We start from the raw sequence: 298 nt of genomic DNA, 5'->3' as shown, positions 1-298 counted from the left end.
AGTGGTTAGGCAGCTATTTCTTTTCTGCTGTTGATTGCGCCGGCGTGGTTCTCGAAGTCGACGGGGCTGACCATTCCGAGTGCAGAGTGCCGGCGCCGACGGTTGTAGACGACTTCAATCCAGTAGGCAACAGCCTTGCGTGCAGCATCACGGGTAGGCCATCGCTGCCGGTCATAGAATTCAGTCTTTAGCGTCGACCAGAACGACTCGGCCATCGCGTTATCGAAGCACACGCCAGTGCGCCCCACAGACTGAGCGATGCCCAGGTTGCGGCAGACCTCCCAGAGCTTCTCGCTGG

Annotated in this window: 1 protein-coding gene; it reads right to left on the bottom strand. The window is 59.1% G+C overall.

Annotated features, from left to right (window positions below):
- Positions 1–5: 5 nt before the first annotated feature.
- Positions 6–298: integrase core domain-containing protein (locus HMPREF2604_RS09265; RefSeq protein ID WP_141746457.1), on the bottom strand; the 293-nt coding region annotated here is incomplete at its 5' end.

Origin of the sequence: Corynebacterium sp. HMSC055A01, from assembly GCF_001809405.1 — a bacterium.
In the GTDB taxonomy this organism is placed as follows: Bacteria; Actinomycetota; Actinomycetes; order Mycobacteriales; family Mycobacteriaceae; genus Corynebacterium; species Corynebacterium hesseae.
This window is presented reverse-complemented; position numbering and strand designations above follow the sequence as displayed.